Source organism: Sphingobium sp. AP49, from assembly GCF_000281715.2.
GTDB lineage: Bacteria > Pseudomonadota > Alphaproteobacteria > Sphingomonadales > Sphingomonadaceae > Sphingobium.
In genome coordinates, this window is record NZ_CP124576.1 from 661,905 (window position 1) to 680,144 (window position 18,240).

Below are 18,240 nucleotides of genomic sequence, written 5' to 3' on the forward strand. Positions count from 1 at the left end.
TTGAGATGGCATTGACCGATCCCCTGGGTGATATGCTCACCCGCATCCGCAACGGCCAGCAGGCGAAGAAGGACAGCGTTGTGTCCCCCGCTTCCAAGCTGCGTGCCCGTGTGCTCGACGTGCTGCAGCGCGAAGGCTATATCCGTGGTTATTCCGAGGAAGCCCTCGGCAAGCACCCTGGCCTGCGCATCGAGCTGAAATATTTCGAAGGCCAGCCGGCGATCAAGCATGTCGCCCGCGTGTCCAAGCCTGGCCGCCGCGTCTATTCGGGTTCCAAGGAACTTCCGGTGATCCGCAACGGCCTGGGCATCACCATTGTCTCGACGCCCAAGGGTGTTCTGTCCGACGCGGAAGCGCGTGAACAGAATGTCGGCGGCGAAGTGCTGGCGGAGGTGTTCTGATGAGCCGTACCGGTAAGAAGCCGGTCAGCGTCCCTGCGGGCGTGACCGCATCGATCGAAGGCGGTCAGCTCTCGGTGAAGGGTCCCAAGGGCACCCTCGCCATTCCGCTGGCCGACGAAGTGACCTACACCATCGAAGAAGGTTCGATCGCCGTGAAGCCTGCCAATGACGGCAAGCGTGCACGTGCGTTCTGGGGCATGCAGCGTACGCTGATCCAGAACCTGATCACCGGCGTGACCGAGGGCTTCTCCAAGAAGCTGCTCATCACCGGTGTCGGCTATCGCGCCAATTCGCAGGGCAAGACCCTGAAGCTGCAGCTTGGCTACAGCCATGACGTCGATTTCGCGATCCCCGAAGGGATCGAGATCAAGACCCCGGATAACACCACGGTCGAGATCAGCGGCATCGACAAGCAGCAGGTCGGCCAGGTCGCTGCCGAGATCCGTCGCTGGCGTAAGCCTGAGCCCTATAAGGGCAAGGGCATCAAATATGCCGGCGAGTTCATCTTCCGCAAGGAAGGGAAGAAGAAGTAAGATGGCAAAGCTTTCCCTCTTCGCGCGGCGTCGTCGCCGCGTTCGCACCGCGCTCAAGGCAGTTTCGGGCCACAAGCCCCGCCTCAGCGTCCATCGTTCGGGCCGTCACATCTACGCCCAGGTCATTGACGACGTCGCCGGTACCACCGTCGCCGCCGCTTCGACCCTGGACAAGGATGTGGGTTCGAAGGCTCTGGGCAAGACCGGCGCCTCCTCCGAAGCCGCTGCCGATGTCGGCAAGCGTGTTGCCGCTGCGGCAACCGCCGCTGGTGTTACCAAGGTCGTGTTCGACCGTGGTGGCTTCCTGTTCCATGGCCGCGTCAAGGCGCTGGCCGATGCCGCCCGCGAAGGCGGGCTGGAGTTCTGATCATGGCTGACGAAAACACCAACGAAGTCGTCGCACCCGTCGAGGGCGCCGAGGCGGCACCGACCGAAGGTCGTGGTCCTGGCCGTGGCCGTGGCAACCGCAGCGGCGGCGATCGCAACCGTGGCGAGCGTGGCGGCCGTGGCCGTCGCGACGACCGTCGCGGCAACCGCGATGAGGAGCAGGGCGAAGAGCTGATCGAGAAGCTGGTTCACATCAACCGCGTCTCGAAGACCGTCAAGGGCGGTAAGCGCTTCGGTTTCGCTGCTCTGGTCGTCGTCGGCGACGGCAAGGGCCGCGCCGGTTTCGGCCATGGCAAGGCACGCGAAGTGCCTGAAGCCATCAGCAAGGCGACCGCTTCGGCCAAGAAGGCGATGGTTCGCGTTCCGCTGAAGGAAGGCCGTACCCTGCATCATGACGGTCTGGGCCATTTCGGCGCTGGCAAGGTCACCGTGCGTTCGGCTCCGGCCGGTACGGGTATCATCGCCGGTGGTCCGATGCGCGCCGTGTTCGAAAGCCTCGGCGTCGCTGACGTCGTGACCAAGTCGAACGGCACGTCGAACCCCTACAACATGATCCGGGCGACCTTTGCCGCTCTGGGCGAACAGACCAGCCCCAAGGCAGTGGCGCAGCGTCGTGGCAAGAAGATCGCCGATCTTCTGCGTCGCGGTGGTGCCTCGGCCGAGGTTGCCCAGGCTGACGCCGAAGCGATTGCGGAGTAACTGACATGGCGAAGATCAAGATCAAGCAGATCGGTTCGCCGATCCGCCGCCCCGAAGCTCAGAAGAAGATTCTGATCGGTCTGGGCCTTGGCAAGATGCATCGCGTGGTCGAGCTGGAAGACACTGCGGAAGTCCGCGGCGCCATCAAGAAGCTCCCCCACATGGTACAGGTCGTCGAGGGCTAAGCCCTTTCGACCCGACGAATAAGAGCGAAAGAGGGGGAAACCCCTCTTTCGTTTTTTCAGCGGAGGCGCTAACGGGCGCTTCCTTTAGATGATTCCGATGGGAATCAGCGCGCCAAAAGCGAAAGCGAGTGCAACATATGAAACTGAACGAAATCAACGACAATGCCGGTGCCCGCAAGGGCCGCATGCGCGTCGGCCGCGGTATCGGCTCGGGCAAGGGCAAGACCGCCGGTCGCGGCCAGAAGGGTGCCAAGGCACGTTCGGGCGTCAGCATCAACGGCTTCGAGGGCGGTCAGATGCCGCTCCACATGCGCATTCCGAAGCGCGGCTTCAACAACATCTTCGCCAACGATTATGCGATCGTGAACCTGGGTGAAGTGCAGGTCGCGATCGACGCCGGCAAGCTCGACGCTGCCGCCGTCATCGATCATGCCGCACTGAAGGCAGCCAACCTGGCCCGTGGTGGCAAGGATGGCGTGCGCGTTCTCGCCAAGGGTGAACTGACCGCCAAGGTCAGCTTCCTCGTCGCCGGTGCCTCGAAGAGCGCCGTCGAAGCGGTCGAGAAGGCTGGTGGCAAGCTCGACGTGATCGAGGTCGTTCCTGCTGCCGAGAAGGCCAAGGCGAAGAAGGGCACCGCCCTTGCCGCCAAGAAGGCTGCTCACAAGGCCTAAGTCTCGCCCGAGACTTGCAAGCACGGCCCCGCTGCCCGATATGGGTTGGCGGGGCTATGCGTATCGGGGGGAGCAGGTTCGTCGCATCGGCGGCAACTCCCGTTCGACACGACCTTCCCGCCCCGCTAAGGGGTTAGCGATTCCGCCACGGGGCACTGGCCCCGGCAAGAATGATTTGAAGGGCAGCCACCATGGCATCGAGAGCCGACCAGCTCGCATCCAACCTCAGCCTCGCGAAGTTCAGCCAGGCGACCGACCTCAAGAAGCGCCTGTGGTTCACCCTGGGCGCACTGATCGTTTTCCGCTTCCTCAGCTTCGTGCCGCTGCCGGGTATCGATCCGACCGCGCTTGCCGCATGGTCGCAAAGATCGACCGGTGGCATCCTCGACATCTTCAACACCTTTTCGGGTGGTGCATTGTCGCGCGCGAGCCTTATCACGCTGGGCATCATGCCGTACATCACGGCGTCGATCGTGGTGCAGCTGGGCGCGTCGCTGTCGCCGCAGCTCGCCGCGATCAAGAAGGAAGGCGAAAGCGGGCGCAAGAAGCTCAACCAATATACCCGTTATGGCACGGTCGCGCTGACCGCGATCCAGGGCTATGCTGCCGCCGCCAACTGGCAGGCGCAGGGCGTTGTTGTCGATCCGGGTATGCTGTTTGTGGTTTCGGCGATCATCTCGCTGATCGGCGGCACCATGTTCCTGCTGTGGCTGGGTGAACAGATCACCTCGCGCGGTATCGGCAACGGCACTTCGCTCATCATCATGGCGGGCATCGTCGCCCAGCTGCCGGTGACGCTCAGCAACCTGTTCAAGTCGGGCAGCACAGGTGCGATCTCGGGCCTGCTGATCTTCCTGGTTCTCGTACTGGGCTTTGGCCTGATCGCGTTCATCTGTTTCATGGAACGGGCGCAGCGTCGGGTGCTGATCCAGTATCCCAAGCGCCAGACGCGTCAGGGCCTGATGCAGGCCGATCGCAGCCATCTGCCGCTGAAGGTCAATACCGCAGGCGTGATCCCGCCGATCTTCGCCAGCTCGCTGCTGCTGCTGCCGCTGACCATCTCGCAGTTCATGGGCCAGACGGTCGCCGGTGAGAGCAAGCTTGGCGATTTCGTGCTGACCCTGAACCAGTATCTGGCGCATGGCAGTCCGGTCTATATGGCGCTTTATGGCCTGGGCATCGTCTTCTTCTGCTTCTTCTACACCGCAGTGGTGTTCAATCCGGAAGAGACGGCCGACAATCTGAAGCGCAATGGTGGTTTCATTCCGGGCATCCGGCCGGGCAAGAACACCGAAAATTACCTGGATTATGTGCTGACGCGCATCACGGTGATTGGTGCCGCCTATCTGGCCTTCATCTGCCTGGTGCCGGAATTCGTCATCGCCCGGGCGGGAATTCCCTTCTACCTTGGTGGGACTAGCCTGCTGATCGTCGTCAATGTTACGGTCGACACCGTGACCCAGATCCAGAGCCATCTGCTGGCCCATCAATATGGGGATCTGATCAAGAAGGCGAAGCTGAAGGGGCGTCTGCGCTAAAGGGCGCGCAGACCGGCGAGCGCAAGAATAAGGGGAGAATGCGCGCAATGAATATCATTCTGCTTGGCCCTCCGGGCGCCGGCAAGGGCACGCAGGCCACGCGCCTGGTGGATGATCGTGGCATGGTGCAGCTGTCGACCGGAGACATGCTGCGGGCGGCGGTAAAGGCGGGCACGCCGGTCGGCCTGCAGGCCAAGGCGTTGATGGAATCGGGCTCGCTGGTCCCTGACGAGGTCGTGTCGGGCATCATCGGCGAGGCGCTGGACGCGCTGCCGGTCGATACCGGCGTGATCTTCGACGGCTATCCGCGTACCGAGGCCCAGGCCCATTCGCTGGATACCATCCTGGCCGATCGCGGCCGCAGCCTGGATCATGTGATCGAGCTGGAAGTGAACGAGGATGCGCTGGTCGAGCGCATCACCGGGCGTTTCACCTGTGCCACCTGTGGCACGGGCTATCATGACATCTTCAAGCAGCCCAAGGTCGAAGGCACCTGCGACAAGTGCGGCGGCCATGAATTCAAGCGCCGGCCTGACGACAATGAGGAAACGGTGCGTACTCGCATGGCCGAATATCGCGCCAAGACCGCACCGATCCTGCCGATCTACGAGGCGCGCGGCATCGTGTCGCGGGTCGATGGCATGGCGGACATGAACGACGTGACTGCTGCGATCGCAGCGATATTGGCCGCAGCGACGGTGTGAGCTAGTTTCTGCCCCGTTCAGGCGGGGAGGAAAGATGCGTCGTTTCTTGACATGGATGATGGCAGGCGCCGGCATGGCGCTGGCGGTGACACCCGGACAGGGGAGGGTCACCGCCAGCAGCGATGCCGGCTTTGTCGTGGAATCGAGTGTCGATGTGCTGCTGGCGCCCCAGGCAGCCTATGCGCTGATCGCGGCACCCGATCGCTGGTGGAGCAGTGCCCACACCTATAGCGGCGACGCACGGAATTTGCGCCTGGATCCCCGCGCTGGAGGCTGCTTTTGCGAGACGTGGGGGGATGGCGAGAAGGGCGGCGGCAGTGTCGAGCACGCCCATGTCGTCTATGCCGCGCCGGGGCGGCAGTTGCGGCTGATCGGCAGCCTGGGGCCGCTGCAGGCCGATCCGGTGACGGGCATATTGGATTTTCGGCTGACGCCGGCCGGGCAGGGCACGCGCATCACCCTATCCTATGCAGTGGGTGGCTATATGCGGGGCGGGAGGCAATCGATCGCGCCAATCGTGGACAAGGTTCTGTCCGAGCAAATGGCCGGGCTGAAGCGAGTCGCGGATGCGCGTCCGCATTGATGCGGACATATTCACCATATCCTGCTGGTCGAAAGTGCGATTGACGCGCGCCGAGTGATCGGAATCCGGATTTGGAGCAGGGGTTAACTACGAAAAGGGCGGATTCGTTGCTGCAATATTGCTATGCAGCATCATGATCGGTACCCCATCCAAGCGCACAAGGTTAACGGAGCTGGATGCGCTGCGGGGCATCGGCGCGCTGTGCGTGCTGGTCTTTCATTATTCGACCCGCTTCCACGAGTTGTTCCCGCAGGCCAGTCATGTCCCCTTCAGCTTTCCGGGGGGCAATTACCGCGTTCTGCTGTTCTTCACCATTTCGGGCTTCGCGATCTTCTTCACCCTCGATCGCATCGGCACGGTGGCCGATTTCATCGTCAACCGCTTCGCCCGGCTCTATCCGGCCTATCTGGTCGCGATGCTGGTCACCCTGTCGATCGAGTATCTGGCGCAGGCGACTCAGTTATTGGTCGGCCCGTTCGCGATCCTCGCCAATCTCACCATGCTCCAGGGCTTTGCCTTCATCCCGGAAGTCGATGGCGCCTATTGGACGCTGACGGTGGAGATCGCCTTCTATTTCTGTATGATATCGATCTGGAAATGGATTGGGCTCAAGCATCTGGAGCCCATGCTGGTCGCCTGGCTGGCGTTGCGCTGGCTGATGTATCTGTGGCCCGACATCGTGCCCGAACGGGTCGTGATGCTGCTGGTGCTGCGCTACACGCCCTTTTTCGTGATCGGCATGCTGGCCTACCGCATTTGGGCGGGACAACGCAGCTGGCGCCAGCAGTCACCCTATGCCGGGCTGGCGCTGCTGTCGGTGGCGACCATGGAAACATGGGATGTGACAGTCGTCGCCTGTGTGCTGATGGCGATCTTTGCCGCGCTGATCCGCAACCGGCTGCGCTGGCTGGCGCTGCGTCCGCTCGTCTGGATGGGCGGGATCAGCTACAGCTTCTATCTCATTCATCAGCATGTCGGCTTCGTCGTCATGCTGGAAATCGCCAAGGCGGGCTACAGCCCCTGGATCGGCTTTGCCGCCGCCTTCCTGGTCGCGCTGACATTGGGGACGTTGATCAACCGTCTGGTCGAGCGGCCCGCCGGCGAGATGATCCTGCGCTGGTGGAAGCGCCATCGCCCGGCGCCATCAGCGATCGCGGAGACCGCGCCGAGCGGCACCTGAAGGAACGAGGGCATTGCCGACATCGGCAATGCCCTCGTCTTGGCCTGGCTTATTGCGCGACCGGGGCGGCTGCCGCCGCATTGTCCGGCAGGCCACCCAGCTGGGTCACCAATTTGGTATAGGCGTCGAGATAGGCGAGCACGATCACCTGGCCGATCTCCGTATTCTGATAGCCCCCGCCGCCGGCCCCGGCAAAGCCGCCCCACCAGCTCGCGCCGCCGCTGGCGTTGAAGCTCAAGTCGGACTTGCGGGCATAACCCTCCGTCAGCGCCTCTTCCTCGGTCGTGCGGGCATTGACGACCGAAAGCGTGACATTGGCCTCGCTCTTCTTGACGTTGATGCCGCCGGCGAGCCGACCCCAGGTGCTGCCGCCCATGAACCCGCCCAGTACGCCGCCAAGGGAATTACCGCCACTGTTGCGGTTGGACGAGACGATGTCCGGTTCCAGGAAATAGTCCGCAGCCTTGACCTGGCCCTTGCCCAGATTGCTGCCGGCCTGCAGTTCGCCATTATCGGCCATGGCGCGTTCCATGTTGCGGTTCGCCATCGATCGGCCGCGATTGACCAGGCCGAAACAGCCCGACTGCTGGACGAAGATTTTCAGGATCGCCTCGGGGCTGCCCAGATTGAGTTCGCGCCACCACTGATTGTCGGGTTCGACGATGGCGACGGTACCCAGGCGCTTGGTGCAATGGGGAATTTCCGCCTGCTTCTTCGTCTGTTCCTGTCGGGCCGATGAGCCGGGGGCCGCCATCGCCTGCGGCAGGGGCGGCCCAAGGCAGACCGCAACTGCGGCCAACATCTTCAATACACGCATCGTAAGAACCCCGTTCCTTGTCTGATCGAGAGAAAGTGGAGCGCCCCGGATATTTTCGGCGCAGCCTATCACAGCGGCAAGAAGGGGCCAAGCAAGGGGAACCGCCCCGACGCATGCGCGATCCTGCTGACATAGCCTGAAACTGCTGCTATCGGGCGCCGATGACCGATCTTAGCCATATCCGTAATTTCTCGATCATCGCCCATATCGACCATGGCAAGTCGACCCTGGCCGATCGCCTGATCCAGCGTACCGGCGGCCTGACCGACCGCGAGATGAGCGCGCAGGTACTCGACAATATGGACATCGAGAAAGAGCGCGGCATCACGATCAAGGCGCAGACCGTGCGTCTTGATTATACCGCCAAGAATGGCGAGACCTATGAGCTCAACCTCATGGACACGCCGGGCCATGTCGACTTCGCCTATGAGGTGTCGCGCTCGCTCGCCGCGTGCGAGGGCGCGCTGCTGGTCGTCGACGCCGCGCAGGGCGTGGAAGCGCAGACGCTGGCGAACGTCTATCAGTCGATCGAGCATGATCATGAGATCGTGCCGGTGCTCAACAAGATCGACCTGCCCGCCGCGGAGCCGGAAAAGGTGCGCGCCGAGATCGAGGAAGTGATCGGCCTCGACGCATCCGAAGCGGTGCTGGCCAGCGCCAAGTCGGGCATCGGCATCGACGATATCCTGGAAGCCATCGTTACCAAGATTCCGCCGCCCAAGGGCGATCGCAACGCGCCGCTGGAAGCGATGCTGGTCGACAGCTGGTACGACCCCTATCTGGGCGTGGTCATCCTGGTGCGCGTCGTCAACGGCGTCATCAAGAAGGGCCAGGCGATCAAGTTCATGATCGGCGGCACCGAACATCTGATCGACCGGGTCGGCTGCATGCGGCCCAAGATCGAGCAACTGCCCGAACTGGCGGCGGGCGAGATCGGCTTCATCACCGCGCAGATCAAGGAAATCGCGCAGACCCGCGTGGGCGACACCATCACCACGGTCAAGAATGGCGCGACGACGCCGTTGCCAGGCTTCAAGGAAGTGCAGCCGGTGGTGTTCTGCGGCCTGTTCCCGGTCGACGCCAATGATTTCGACAAGCTGCGCGACAGCATCTCCAAGCTGCGGCTCAACGACGCCTCGTTCAGCTTCGAGATGGAGAGCAGCGCCGCGCTCGGCTTCGGCTTCCGCTGCGGCTTCCTGGGCCTCCTCCATCTGGAGATCATTCAGGAACGGCTGACCCGCGAATATGACCTCGATCTCATCACCACCGCGCCGTCGGTCGTCTACAAGATCCAGCTGACCTATGGCGCGGGCGAGATCGAGCTGCACAATCCGGCCGACATGCCCGACCCCACCAAGATCGACGAGATCGAGGAACCCTGGATCGAGGCGGTGATCTACTGCCCGGACGAATATCTGGGCAGCATCCTGAAGCTGTGCCAGGACCGGCGTGGCATCCAGAAGAATCTGACCTATGTCGGCGGCCGCGCGCAGGTGACCTATGAACTGCCGCTCAACGAAGTGGTGTTCGATTTCTATGATCGATTGAAGTCGATCAGCCGGGGCTATGCCAGCTTCGACTATCACCAGATCGGCTATCGATCGGGCGATCTGGTCAAGATGAGCATCATGGTCAATTCGGAGCCGGTCGATGCGCTGAGCATGATCGTCCATCGCGGCACCGCCGAATCGCGCGGCCGCGGCATGTGCGAGCGGCTGAAGGATCTGATTCCCCGCCATCTGTTCAAGATTCCGATCCAGGCGGCGATCGGCGGCAAGGTGATCGCGCGCGAGACGATCGCGGCGATGCGCAAGGACGTGACGGCGAAATGCTATGGCGGCGACATCAGCCGCAAGAAGAAGCTGCTCGACAAGCAGAAGGAAGGCAAGAAGCGGATGCGCGAATATGGCAGCGTCCAGATTCCGCAGGAAGCCTTCATCGCCGCGCTGCGGATGGGCGACGAAAGCTGATCCGATGGGCGACCGCTGCGTACCGATTGCGGGGCGGGTCGCACAGATAGAGCGGGCTGCCGCCTTCCTGGCGAACGGCATGTCGCTGGATCGCTGTCCCATCGCCGCTGTTCGACGGCGCGACGCCATGTCGGCCCGGCTGATCGGCAATGGGCTGCGGGAACTGGATCTGTTCCTGACCGACCTGATCGTCGAGGCGGGCCGAATTGATCGGCTGGGGGCGGCGGCGGGGCACGACCCTGGCGTGCATCCGGGACGGCGGATTTACAGCGCGGCTGAGGCCTGGCGCCGTACCGGCCCACAGTTGGGGCTGGCCGGCGACAGGCGCGCGCGCCTGCGCCAAATGCGCGCGGCCCAGAACCGGCATTGTTTCGGCCAATTGCGGGATGCGGGGTCCGAAACCGCGATGCAGCGTGCCTGCGCGGATTATGCGCGGCTGGCCGGCGAAGTGCTGACCGCCTTGCAGGGGAAACTGGCGCAACGACTCTGACGGGGCAGTGGGGCGGTCATCCCGGCACATAGGGGTTTCCACGCAGTTCCGCGCGACGACCATCATGCTAGGGCAGGGCACCCGATGCGGGCTCGCCCGTTATTGGCCTGTCATCGCAAAGCCCGGCGCGTGTCCAGCGGTGCCGAACAGGCGTCGTCGGGCGCCTCTCCGCTGCTCCAGCCATCCGAGGAGTCCCCATGACCGACAAGGCTGCCACCCCTTCCGACCAGCCGTCTTCCACGCCCTTCGTGGTTGAGGCCGATGCCACCGCCGCTTATTGGCACAATCGCGCCGACAATATGCTGCCGCCTCCGGACATGATGGGCGCCTATATGCGCAACCGCCCGGTACCCGGGCAGTCGGTGGCGGGGCGCAAGGCCTGGATCATCGGCAGCGGCATCGCGGGGCTGGCCGCCGCCTTCTACCTGATCCGCGATGGCGGCATGGCGGGTGAGGACATCACCATCCTCGACGCGTTGCAGATCGAAGGCGGTTCGCTCGACGGCGCGGGCAATGCCGAGGACGGCTATATCATCCGCGGCGGACGCGAGATGAACTGGAATTATGACAATCTGTGGGACATGTTCCAGGACGTCCAGGCGCTCGAGCTGCCCGAAGGCTATAGCGTGCTGGACGAATATCGGCTGGTCAACGACAATGACCCCAATTTCTCCAAGGCACGGCTGATGCACCGCCAGGGCGAGATTCGTGATTTCGCGACTCTCGGCCTGACCCGGTCGCAGCAATGGGAACTGATCCGCCTGATGCTCAAGCGCAAGGAGGATCTGGACGACATCACGATCGAGCAATATTTTAGCGCCGATTTCCTGGAGACCAATTTCTGGTTTCTGTGGCGCTCGATGTTCGCCTTCGAGAATTGGCACAGCCTGCTCGAAATGAAGCTCTATATGCACCGATTCCTCGATGCGATCGACGGGCTGGCCGACATGTCGGCACTGGTCTTCCCCAAATATAACCAGTTCGACAGCTTTGTGCGGCCGCTGGTCGACCATCTCAAGGCGCGCGGGGTAAAGGTGCAGTTCGGCACCCGCGCCTATGATCTCGCCATGCGGGTGGCGGGCGATACCCGTATCGTCACCGGCATCCACGCCCGGATCGACGGCATCGACCAGGTCATGCCGGTGGCGGAGAAGGATGTCGTGTTCGCGCTGACCGGATCGATGACCGAGGGCACCGCCTATGGCGACATGGATCATGCGCCCGTGCTGGAGCGGGGGCGCCATGAGCCGGGGGCCGACAGCGACTGGGCCTTGTGGAAGAATCTGGCGCAGCAGTCGCCCTTGTTCGGCAAGCCGGAGAAATTCTATGGCGATACCGACCGGTCGATGTGGGAATCGGTGACCCTGACCTGCAGGCCGTCGCCGCTGGTGGAACGGCTGAAGCAATTGTCGGTCAACGATCCCTATTCCGGGCGGACGGTGACCGGGGGTATCATCACCTTCACCGATTCCAACTGGGTGCTGAGCGTCACCTGCAACCGCCAGCCGCATTTCCCCGACCAGCCCAAGGATGTGCTGGTCCTGTGGGTCTACGCACTGCTGATGGACAAGGACGGCAATCGCGTCGCCAAGCCGATGCCTGCTTGTACCGGGCGGGAGATATTGGAGGAACTCTGCCATCATCTGGGCATCGCGGACCAGATCGAGGCCGTGGTCGCCAATACCAAGACGCGGCTGGCCCTGATGCCCTATATCACCGCGATGTTCATGCCCCGCGCGGCCGGCGACCGACCGCATGTGGTGCCGGCCGGCTGCGTCAATCTGGGCCTGATGGGGCAGTTTGTCGAAACGTCGAACGACATCATCTTCACCATGGACAGCTCGATCCGAACCGCGCGCGTGGCGGTCTATACGCTTCTGGGGCTGCGTAAGCAGGTGCCCGACATCAGCCCGACGCAATATGATATCCGCGCATTGCTGAAGGCTGCACGGGCGCTGAACAATGGCGAGCCTTTCCCGGGCGAACGGCTGCTCCATCGGCTGCTTGGCAAGACTTATTATGCCCATATCCTGCCACCGCTGCCCGATCGGGACCACGGCACGCGGGAAGCGGCGGAGCGCGAACTGGGCGCTTTGCTGGGCAAGGGCGGGCAGGCGCTGGGCGTGATCGGCGGCTGGCTGGAACGGGTCAGGGACAGTCTGGTACCGCCCAGGGGCTAGAGTCCGGCGGCGCCTATCCGCCGGTGCACCAGTCCAGTGGCGTGTTCGACCAGGGGCGAGCATAGCCCTTGAGAATCATCAGCTGGCCCAGCGACACCCCGTCGCGCATCAGCAGGCGCGCGCCGGGGTCGGTGTCGGCGGTGTCTGCGCGTGCCTCGAACGGGCCGCCGTTCAGCATCGCCTGCAAGGCGGTGCGGCCGCGCCGGGCCTGATCCGCCTCGGCCGGACAGCGTGCGCCTTCGACATGCGGGGCGCTGATGTCGGCGAGATGATAGCGACGGCCCTGATAGGCATAGCTGTCGGCCGACAATATGCAGGCCTGGCCATCCATCTCGTCGCATGCCGCAAAGCGGGTCGAGATCGTGGTCGGCGCATCGATTGCCGGCTGCGCCGCGCTGGCATCGCCGCCGGGCAGGACATTGCGCACTGTCAACAGCAGTACGGCGCCCAGGAGCAACGCGACCAGCAGCATGCGCAGCGGCAAGATGCCCGTGCGTCGCTCATCCATGTCGTTCAGCCAGGCATCCTTCCGACCCGGTGACTGGTCACCCATTTCATAGAGGCTTTGTGCCATGCGTCATTCCCCAATCGAGGCCATCCGCCTAGCATCGTTTAAGAAATTTTCAGTTAACCACATGGTGGTGCCTTCGGATCAGCCGTTGCAGATGTCTTGACGCTGGCCCGACACCATGGTGAAGAACGGGGCAGGGCCAAGGCGAAGGGACGGCGGCATGAGCGAACCATGGCTGTATGACGAGCATCCGGCGATGGTCCGGGCGCATCCCTTCCTGTTTCTGCTGCTGCTGATTTCGGTGATCGGCATCCTGGCGATCGGGGTGTGGTGGATTTTGCACAAGGGCGAGCGGCTGGCGCTCAGCGAACGTGAAGTGTTGATGGAACGCGGTTTGCTGGCCAAGCAGCGGACGGAAATCGCCCTGTCGAGCATTCGCAGTGTACGCATCACCCAGACGCTGGGGCAGCGCATCTTCGATGTCGGCAATGTCGAGTTGTTCAGCGCCGGTGACGTAGCGGAAATTGCGATCAGGAACATGCCGCGCCCAGGCCGGATTCGCGCGATCGCGGCCGCCCGCAACCTGGACCTGCTGCCTCAGCGCTGAGCGTCGATCGGCACATTTTCCGTCGCGCCATACGGATTTTGCGACGGACGATTCTATCCTAGCCCTTGACTTGGGCCGATTTATTTCAACCATAGGGCACAGGGAGCCGGCAGAGTTTCCCACCAAGCAAGAGGACGCCGTTGGAACATTGCCGGCCCGCTGTGTAGCGGACGGCACGATAAGGGGTCGTCTCGAATGGTGGGCTTGCGAGTGATGCCGTCTTTGCCGGAGTTGACGGTCGACCAGCGCGCCGAGGTCCGCCAGGCCTGTGGCTTTGCCTGTGTGCGGTGCGGGGTAACAATCTATCGTTATCTTGGGCTGCCCGACGGGCCGGGGGCGACGCTCCTGTGCCCAACCTGTCACGGCCTGGTGGAGGAGGGGCGGCTGACTCCCAATCAGGTGCATAGCTTCCACGCGAATCCGGTGGTGCGTCAGCGCCATTTCGCGCGGGATCGGCTGCCTTTTTCCAATGAATTGCCTCAGTTGATCGTGGGGGATCGCGGCTGTTGCGCGACACGCCGATCCCGATCACGGTCGAGGGCGAACCGATCCTGATCTTTGCGCCACCGCGGCGGAGCAATGGGGCCACGCGTATCAGCGTGCGGCTGGGCGCTGCGGACGGGACACCCGTCCAGCTGATCGACGGCAATGAATGGAAACCCAATGACGGAAGCTGGCACTTCCTGCTGCGCGGGGATCGCTATTCGATGATGGCCACGCGAGGCGATGGCCTGTGCGTGTTGCGGATCGTGGCGCGGAATCGCATCGCGGTCGAGCATTTGCGGACCACCATCCATGGTCGAAAGCTGGAAGTGACGCCTGACTGGTTGCAGATCGACGGCAAGCGCTATGTCGATCGTATCGGCAGCGGCACGTTGATCGGGCTGGAATTATAAGCCCCCTCCATCGGGAAAGCCCCCGATAGCGCGGCGCCGTCGATCGGTTATGGTTCCGGTCATGCCGCGCCGTGTCTGCCTGATCCTGGCCATGCTGTTGTTTGCGTCATCGGTTGCGCAGGCGCGCGCGCGCTGTGTGCCGGTGCCCCATGCAATGGAAGATGTTGCGGCCCTCAACGCTTTTTGGGGACGCACCGTCCGCCTGTGCCGCCTGCCCGATGGTAGCGAGGATGCCTATGCGGAGCCGGAGCGGGGCAGGGTGATGGTAGACCAGTCCTGGCTCGACGCGATCGCCCGCCGTTATGGCGGCTGGGCGGCGACCGGCATATTGGCCCATGAATGGGGCCATATGGTGCAGGGCGATGTCGACGGGACCGCAGCGGAACTGCAGGCCGACTGCCTGGCCGGCCTGTTCCTGCGCGGTATCGGCCAGCCGGGTTCGACGGTCGAACAATTTGCGGCATCCAACCATGTGTCGGGGGACCAGCATTGGAGCATGGATGGCCATGGCACGTCCGCCCAGCGAGTCGCCGCCGCCTGGCGCGGCTACCGCCGTTATGCCGGGGACAGAAGCCGAGTGGCGCTGCGCAGCGTCTGTCCTGCAAGTCCGCGCTAGAGCGTAATCCGTTCATACTGAATCGGATCACGCTCTATTTTTCTTTTGTTTTCCGCATTTTCCAAGCCAGCAGATGATGCCATCTGCTTCGAAAACGCGCTAGCCTGCCAGGCTATGGCGCCTTTGCGAACCAGGCGCGCAGCCGGGCGACCTCCTGCGGCGTCACGGCCATGACCGCGCCATGTTTGGGCTGGACGAAATTGGTTGCCTTCATCGGCGAACCGGGATCGTTGAACCGGCCCAGATTCCTGAAATGAACGAAGTCGGTGGTTTCGGAAAAGCCCATATTATTGACAGGCTTGGCGCCGAACACGTCATACATCAGCACATAGGTGTCGGTGCCGTGCCGGCGCCAGAGCGTGGGCGCTTCGGTCGCGACGGACTCGGGGTCGATCTTGGTCGGGTCGAAGGCATAGCCGCCGTTGATCCGCGATGACACGGCCTGGCGCAGATTGCCCGGCTTGTCATGGGCGACGTAGAAGAGATGATATTGGTCGCCGACCTTGGTGATGTCGCCGTCGATCGCGCCGATCTCCGGCTTGGGATAGTCGAACAGGTTGCGCGGCTCATCGGTCAGGGTGGTGAAGCCCTCGTCCGCATAGGAATAGACCATATGCTCCTTACCCGCGCCGGTGCGGGTGGTGTAATAGACCATCATCTTGCCACGGGCGGGATCATAGAGCGTCTCGGGCGCCCAGGCCGCGCCGATGTCGCGGGTCGAGGGGAAGAGCTGGTCGACATGGACGATATGGTGGGTCCAGTGGATCAGGTCGTAGGATTTCATGAAGATGAGCGAGCGGTTATTGCCCCAGCCATAGGCGTCGCCGGGCCGTTCCCACTGGGTGTCGCGCAGCTTTTCGCGCTGGGCGAAGATGTGCAGGTCGGTCATCGCGAGGTAGAAGGCGCCGTCCGGCCCGCGCATGATATGCGGGTCGCGAATGCCCTTCTGCTCGGCGACGGCGCGGCCTTCGAGTACCGGCTTGCCGTCGTTGACATCGGTGAAGCTGTACCCGTCGGTGGAAACGGCGAAGTGGAGCGAATGGGTCTCGTCCTTGAAATAGGCGAGCAGATAGGCGCTGCGGGCGGCGTCGCTGGGCGGCGTGCTGCCCTTGGCCGGTGCGACGGTGGGGACGATGTCGAGCTGCCGCGGGGCCGGTGCGGCGATCGCGCCGGTGGCAAGGCAAAGGGCGAGGCTGGCAAGGCCGGTACGCAGCGATAGCATCATTTCTCTCCGTGAGGCGGCAATCAGGGGGTGATTTCGACCAGGGTCACCGATTTGGACGGCACCGTCAGGTGGACCTGACCGGCGGCGAGGCGGGCGGGCAGCGGCGCGGGGACGAAGGGATCTGGCGCGTCGAAGCGGATGCGGGTGTCGATCCGGTCGGCGGTCAGCATCTGAGCGCTGGCCGTGCGCCAGGTGCCGGCCTTCAGCGCGATCTGCACCGGCCGCGCCTGCATGGGGTCGAGATTGACGATCGTCAGGTGCAGCTTGCCCGCCGCATCTTGCGACCCCGAAACGCTCAGGCCGGGCAGGCGGACATCGCCCTCGACATAGTCGGGGGCCTGCACCGCGACCGGGATCAGGGTGGCGCCCTGATGCACCTTGAACAGGTCGAACACATGCCAGGTCGGCGTTACCACCATCTTCGCGCCCTGGGTCAGCACCAGCGACTGGATGACGTTCACCATCTGCGCGACATTGGCCATGCGGACCCGGTCGGCATGATTGTTGAAGATGTTGAGGCTCATCCCCGCGATCACCGCGTCGCGCAGCGTGCTTTCCAGATAGAGTTGCGAGGGCGCGTCCTTCTCGCTGTCGAACCAGGCGCCCCATTCGTCGACGGCGATGGCCACCTGCTTCTTGGGATCATGGCGGTCCATGATCGCGGCATGGCGACGGATCAGTTCGTCGGTCAGGTGGGCGCGGGCGAGCGCTGCGGCCCATTGATCGGAGCCGAAGCCGGTATTGCGCCCCTTGTTGCGCCAGTCATTGCCGGCGAAGCTGTAGAAATGGAGCGACAGGCCCCACATCAGGGGACGTTCGGTGTTGTAGGCGAGCGGCGTCGGGTTGGGGCGCCATTGCATCGCCTGCGCCATGACCTTTTCGGTCCAGTCATAATCGTCCGTATCCGCGCCCACCGCGATCAGCTTGGCCCGCTCGCCCGAATAGGCATGCAGGAAAGCGGCATAATGGCGAAAGGCGGCGGCATAGGTGTCGGCGGTCATGTTGCCGCCACAGCCCCAGCTTTCATTGCCGACGCCGATGAAGGGCACGGCCCAGGGGGCGGCATGGCCGTTGGCGGCGCGCGCCTGTCCGGGCTGGCTGTCGGCCGGGGCGGTCATATAGCGCATCCAGTCGTCGGCTTCCTTGACGCTGCCCGACCCGACATTGACCGACACGAACGCCCTGGCGCCGATCTGATCGAGGAAATCCATATATTCATGGGTGCCGAACGCATTGGTTTCCGGCGACTTGTCCCATGCCGCATTGAGGCCGCGCGGGCGCTGGGCAGCGGGGCCGATGCCGTCGGCCCAATGATAGCCGTCGGCAAAGCAGCCGCCCGGCCAGCGGATCACCGGTACTTTTATCTGACGCAGCGCAGCGACGACATCGCTGCGGATACCGCGCACATTGGGGATGGGGCTGTCCGGCCCGACCCATATGCCTTCATAGACGCCCCGACCCAGATGCTCGACGAACTGGCCATAGATATTGGGATCGATCGTGGCGCCGGGATGGTCGACATCGACGGTCAGCACCGCCTGGCTGGCGGGCTGTGCGGTTGCTGACGCCATGAAAACTCCGAGCAATAAGCCGGTGCTCGCCAGAAGTTTCCCGATTTTCAGCCTCGCAACATGCTGCATCGCCATCCATCCCCTGTTATTTGTCGGACTATTCATGTCCGACGAGGGGGGAGGCGTCAAGGCGCTGTGGCTGTCGCTTCAGCCGCAGCGCGCGCTGGTGATGATCATCGCCTGGTCATAGCTGACGGTCAGCCGGTCGGGACGGAAATCCATCGTCATGGCCGCATTGGGGCCGCCCCAGCGCAGCGTCTTGGCGCCCGACGCCTTGAGCAGTTCCGCGCCCAGCTCTGCCGACGCCTTCTGCCCGGTGAAGCGGTCGAGCCCGTCATTCTTGCATGGGCCTTCCGCCATGGCTGGCGGTGCGGAGCCGGGGCCGTCGCTGCCTGCCGCGCCGCAGGCGGTCAGGGGCAGAAGCATCATCGCAATCACCGGCATCCGCATCGCTTGTCTCCTCAAACGGCCACTTT

General features: G+C 63.4%; 20 protein-coding genes and 1 pseudogene. 16 read left to right on the plus strand and 5 right to left on the minus strand.

From position 1 onward, the window contains the following. Window positions 1-5: 5 nt before the first annotated feature. The 10 genes from rpsH to PMI04_RS03270 all read left to right on the plus strand — a co-directional run bounded on the left by rpsH (window position 6) and on the right by PMI04_RS03270 (window position 6,881). Entirely contained in the window at window positions 6-401 is a 396-nt protein-coding gene (gene rpsH, locus PMI04_RS03225; RefSeq protein ID WP_007707877.1) for a 30S ribosomal protein S8, read from the plus strand. Next, a complete protein-coding gene (gene rplF / locus PMI04_RS03230) occupies window positions 401-934 on the plus strand; it encodes a 50S ribosomal protein L6 (RefSeq protein WP_007707874.1) in 534 nt (177 codons plus the stop codon). Before rpsH ends, rplF begins: the two co-directional genes overlap by 1 nt. A 1-nt stretch (window position 935) precedes the next feature. After that, complete coding sequence (gene rplR, locus PMI04_RS03235; RefSeq protein ID WP_007707869.1) at window positions 936-1,301, plus strand: 50S ribosomal protein L18; 366 nt, start codon at window positions 936-938, stop codon at window positions 1,299-1,301. A 2-nt stretch (window positions 1,302-1,303) separates the two neighbouring features. Beyond that, entirely contained in the window at window positions 1,304-2,020 is a 717-nt protein-coding gene (gene rpsE, locus PMI04_RS03240; RefSeq protein WP_007707866.1) for a 30S ribosomal protein S5, read from the plus strand. Window positions 2,021-2,025: 5 nt separating this feature from the next. Next, window positions 2,026-2,205 carry a 50S ribosomal protein L30 gene (gene rpmD, locus PMI04_RS03245; protein WP_007707864.1) on the plus strand — a complete coding sequence of 60 codons (180 nt, stop codon included), beginning with the start codon at window positions 2,026-2,028 and terminating at the stop codon, window positions 2,203-2,205. Between the two features lie 137 nt (window positions 2,206-2,342). Next, window positions 2,343-2,876: a 50S ribosomal protein L15 gene (rplO, locus tag PMI04_RS03250; RefSeq protein WP_007707861.1), complete on the plus strand. Its 534-nt coding sequence runs from the start codon at window positions 2,343-2,345 to the stop codon at window positions 2,874-2,876. 191 nt (window positions 2,877-3,067) lie between these two features. Beyond that, window positions 3,068-4,414: a preprotein translocase subunit SecY gene (secY, locus tag PMI04_RS03255; RefSeq protein WP_007707857.1), complete on the plus strand. Its 1,347-nt coding sequence runs from the start codon at window positions 3,068-3,070 to the stop codon at window positions 4,412-4,414. A 47-nt stretch (window positions 4,415-4,461) separates the two neighbouring features. Beyond that, window positions 4,462-5,118: an adenylate kinase gene (locus PMI04_RS03260; protein ID WP_007707855.1), complete on the plus strand. Its 657-nt coding sequence runs from the start codon at window positions 4,462-4,464 to the stop codon at window positions 5,116-5,118. A gap of 34 nt (window positions 5,119-5,152) precedes the next feature. Further along, entirely contained in the window at window positions 5,153-5,701 is a 549-nt protein-coding gene (locus tag PMI04_RS03265) for an SRPBCC family protein (protein ID WP_007707850.1), read from the plus strand. Window positions 5,702-5,834: 133 nt separating this feature from the next. After that, window positions 5,835-6,881: an acyltransferase gene (locus PMI04_RS03270; protein ID WP_007707847.1), complete on the plus strand. Its 1,047-nt coding sequence runs from the start codon at window positions 5,835-5,837 to the stop codon at window positions 6,879-6,881. A gap of 49 nt (window positions 6,882-6,930) precedes the next feature. Here PMI04_RS03270 and PMI04_RS03275 read toward each other — a convergent pair whose 3' ends face one another. Beyond that, on the minus strand, window positions 6,931-7,698 hold the full coding sequence (locus PMI04_RS03275; RefSeq protein WP_007707844.1) for a CsgG/HfaB family protein: 768 nt from the start codon (window positions 7,696-7,698) through the stop codon (window positions 6,931-6,933). A gap of 161 nt (window positions 7,699-7,859) precedes the next feature. On the opposite strand from PMI04_RS03275, the gene lepA reads away from it, so the two are divergent. The 3 genes from lepA (at window position 7,860) to PMI04_RS03290 (ending at window position 12,338) form a co-directional block, all read left to right on the plus strand. Further along, window positions 7,860-9,668, plus strand: coding sequence for a translation elongation factor 4 (gene lepA / locus PMI04_RS03280; protein ID WP_007707842.1), 1,809 nt, complete (start codon window positions 7,860-7,862; stop codon window positions 9,666-9,668). A 4-nt stretch (window positions 9,669-9,672) separates the two neighbouring features. Continuing rightward, complete coding sequence (locus PMI04_RS03285) at window positions 9,673-10,158, plus strand: hypothetical protein (RefSeq protein WP_238535892.1); 486 nt, start codon at window positions 9,673-9,675, stop codon at window positions 10,156-10,158. Window positions 10,159-10,355: 197 nt separating this feature from the next. Then, entirely contained in the window at window positions 10,356-12,338 is a 1,983-nt protein-coding gene (locus PMI04_RS03290; RefSeq protein ID WP_007707836.1) for an oleate hydratase, read from the plus strand. Between the two features lie 13 nt (window positions 12,339-12,351). Here PMI04_RS03290 and PMI04_RS03295 read toward each other — a convergent pair whose 3' ends face one another. Continuing rightward, window positions 12,352-12,912, minus strand: coding sequence for a hypothetical protein (locus tag PMI04_RS03295; RefSeq protein WP_007707833.1), 561 nt, complete (start codon window positions 12,910-12,912; stop codon window positions 12,352-12,354). A gap of 157 nt (window positions 12,913-13,069) precedes the next feature. On the opposite strand from PMI04_RS03295, the gene PMI04_RS03300 reads away from it, so the two are divergent. The 3 genes and pseudogenes from PMI04_RS03300 to PMI04_RS03310 all read left to right on the plus strand — a co-directional run bounded on the left by PMI04_RS03300 (window position 13,070) and on the right by PMI04_RS03310 (window position 14,968). Then, a complete protein-coding gene (locus tag PMI04_RS03300) occupies window positions 13,070-13,456 on the plus strand; it encodes a PH domain-containing protein (protein ID WP_007707829.1) in 387 nt (128 codons plus the stop codon). A gap of 213 nt (window positions 13,457-13,669) precedes the next feature. Then, a pseudogene (locus PMI04_RS21260) lies at window positions 13,670-14,352 on the plus strand (hypothetical protein). A gap of 61 nt (window positions 14,353-14,413) precedes the next feature. Then, complete coding sequence (locus tag PMI04_RS03310) at window positions 14,414-14,968, plus strand: hypothetical protein (protein WP_283184847.1); 555 nt, start codon at window positions 14,414-14,416, stop codon at window positions 14,966-14,968. Between the two features lie 112 nt (window positions 14,969-15,080). Here the strand turns inward: PMI04_RS03310 and PMI04_RS03315 are convergent, their stop codons facing one another. The 3 genes from PMI04_RS03315 to PMI04_RS03325 all read right to left on the minus strand — a co-directional run bounded on the left by PMI04_RS03315 (window position 15,081) and on the right by PMI04_RS03325 (window position 18,208). Beyond that, window positions 15,081-16,193, minus strand: coding sequence for a glycoside hydrolase family 43 protein (locus tag PMI04_RS03315; RefSeq protein WP_157178195.1), 1,113 nt, complete (start codon window positions 16,191-16,193; stop codon window positions 15,081-15,083). A gap of 20 nt (window positions 16,194-16,213) precedes the next feature. After that, the gene (locus PMI04_RS03320) at window positions 16,214-17,764 is read right to left on the minus strand and encodes an alpha-L-arabinofuranosidase C-terminal domain-containing protein (RefSeq protein WP_007715147.1); all 1,551 of its coding nucleotides are present in this window, start codon (window positions 17,762-17,764) and stop codon (window positions 16,214-16,216) included. Between the two features lie 147 nt (window positions 17,765-17,911). Continuing rightward, window positions 17,912-18,208, minus strand: a complete 297-nt coding sequence (locus tag PMI04_RS03325) for an I78 family peptidase inhibitor (protein ID WP_037487461.1) — start codon at window positions 18,206-18,208, stop codon at window positions 17,912-17,914. Between the last annotated feature and the right edge of the window lie 32 nt (window positions 18,209-18,240).

Coding starts and splice junctions, on each gene's coding strand:
- rpsH (WP_007707877.1), top strand. CDS start 6: ATGGCATTGACCGATCCCCTGGGTGATATGCTCACCCGCATCCGCAAC.
- rpsE (WP_007707866.1), top strand. CDS start 1,304: ATGGCTGACGAAAACACCAACGAAGTCGTCGCACCCGTCGAGGGCGCC.
- PMI04_RS03275 (WP_007707844.1), bottom strand. CDS start 7,698: ATGCGTGTATTGAAGATGTTGGCCGCAGTTGCGGTCTGCCTTGGGCCG.
- PMI04_RS03325 (WP_037487461.1), bottom strand. CDS start 18,208: ATGCCGGTGATTGCGATGATGCTTCTGCCCCTGACCGCCTGCGGCGCG.
- PMI04_RS03295 (WP_007707833.1), bottom strand. CDS start 12,912: ATGGCACAAAGCCTCTATGAAATGGGTGACCAGTCACCGGGTCGGAAG.
- PMI04_RS03320 (WP_007715147.1), bottom strand. CDS start 17,764: ATGGCGTCAGCAACCGCACAGCCCGCCAGCCAGGCGGTGCTGACCGTC.
- PMI04_RS03290 (WP_007707836.1), top strand. CDS start 10,356: ATGACCGACAAGGCTGCCACCCCTTCCGACCAGCCGTCTTCCACGCCC.
- lepA (WP_007707842.1), top strand. CDS start 7,860: ATGACCGATCTTAGCCATATCCGTAATTTCTCGATCATCGCCCATATC.
- PMI04_RS03300 (WP_007707829.1), top strand. CDS start 13,070: ATGAGCGAACCATGGCTGTATGACGAGCATCCGGCGATGGTCCGGGCG.
- PMI04_RS03315 (WP_157178195.1), bottom strand. CDS start 16,193: ATGATGCTATCGCTGCGTACCGGCCTTGCCAGCCTCGCCCTTTGCCTT.
- rplO (WP_007707861.1), top strand. CDS start 2,343: ATGAAACTGAACGAAATCAACGACAATGCCGGTGCCCGCAAGGGCCGC.
- rplF (WP_007707874.1), top strand. CDS start 401: ATGAGCCGTACCGGTAAGAAGCCGGTCAGCGTCCCTGCGGGCGTGACC.
- rplR (WP_007707869.1), top strand. CDS start 936: ATGGCAAAGCTTTCCCTCTTCGCGCGGCGTCGTCGCCGCGTTCGCACC.
- PMI04_RS03270 (WP_007707847.1), top strand. CDS start 5,835: ATGATCGGTACCCCATCCAAGCGCACAAGGTTAACGGAGCTGGATGCG.
- PMI04_RS03260 (WP_007707855.1), top strand. CDS start 4,462: ATGAATATCATTCTGCTTGGCCCTCCGGGCGCCGGCAAGGGCACGCAG.
- PMI04_RS03310 (WP_283184847.1), top strand. CDS start 14,414: ATGCCGCGCCGTGTCTGCCTGATCCTGGCCATGCTGTTGTTTGCGTCA.
- PMI04_RS03265 (WP_007707850.1), top strand. CDS start 5,153: ATGCGTCGTTTCTTGACATGGATGATGGCAGGCGCCGGCATGGCGCTG.
- secY (WP_007707857.1), top strand. CDS start 3,068: ATGGCATCGAGAGCCGACCAGCTCGCATCCAACCTCAGCCTCGCGAAG.
- rpmD (WP_007707864.1), top strand. CDS start 2,026: ATGGCGAAGATCAAGATCAAGCAGATCGGTTCGCCGATCCGCCGCCCC.
- PMI04_RS03285 (WP_238535892.1), top strand. CDS start 9,673: ATGGGCGACCGCTGCGTACCGATTGCGGGGCGGGTCGCACAGATAGAG.